General features: G+C 59.9%; 1 protein-coding gene. It reads left to right on the top strand.

The window, feature by feature from the left end; all coding sequences use genetic code 11:
* The coding region (locus tag A5714_RS02310) for an MCE family protein (RefSeq protein WP_156747140.1) at nt 1–763 on the top strand (763 nt) is incomplete at both ends.

Raw genomic sequence — 763 nt, 5'->3', positions numbered from 1 at the left:
GCGCGGGCGGGGTTGGTGATGGATCCGGGGTCGAAGGTGACCTATAACGGGGTGGAGATCGGTCGGGTCGGCAGTATCAGTGAGACGGTGCGGGATGGGAAGCCGGCGGCGAAGTTTACGTTGGAGGTCTATCCGCGGTATTTGTCGTTGATTCCGTCGAATGTGAATGCCGATATCAAGGCGACGACGGTGTTTGGTGGCAAGTATGTGTCGTTGACGACGCCGGCGAATCCGTCGCCGCAGAAGATCAGCGGGCGCACGGTGATTGATGCGCGGTCGGTGACGACGGAGATCAATACGTTGTTTCAGACGATTACGTCGATCTCGGAGAAGGTGGATCCGATCAAGTTGAATCTGACCTTGAGCGCGGCGGCGCAGTCGTTGGCGGGGTTGGGGGAGCGGTTCGGGCAGTCGGTGGTGAATGCGAACGCGATTCTTGATGATGTGAATCCGCGGATGCCGCAGGCGCGTCGGGATATTCAGGGGTTGGCGGCGTTGGGGGATACCTATGCTGATGCGGCGCCGGATTTGCTGGATTTTTTGAACAATGCGGTGGTGACGGCGCGCACGGTGAATGCGCAGCAAAAGGATTTGGATCAGGCGTTGTTGTCGGCGGCGGGGTTTGGTAATACCGGGGCTGATTTGTTCAACAAGGGTGGGCCGTATTTGGCGCGGGGTGCGGCGGATCTGGTGCCCTCGGCGCAGTTGCTCGACACCTACAGCCCGGCGATCTACTGCACCCTGCGCAACTACCACGACATCG

Source organism: Mycobacterium sp. E2462 (assembly GCF_001672685.1).
Taxonomy (GTDB): Bacteria; Actinomycetota; Actinomycetes; order Mycobacteriales; family Mycobacteriaceae; genus Mycobacterium.
The sequence above is the reverse complement of the archived record's forward strand: the minus strand, read 5'-3'. Positions and strand labels throughout refer to the sequence as shown.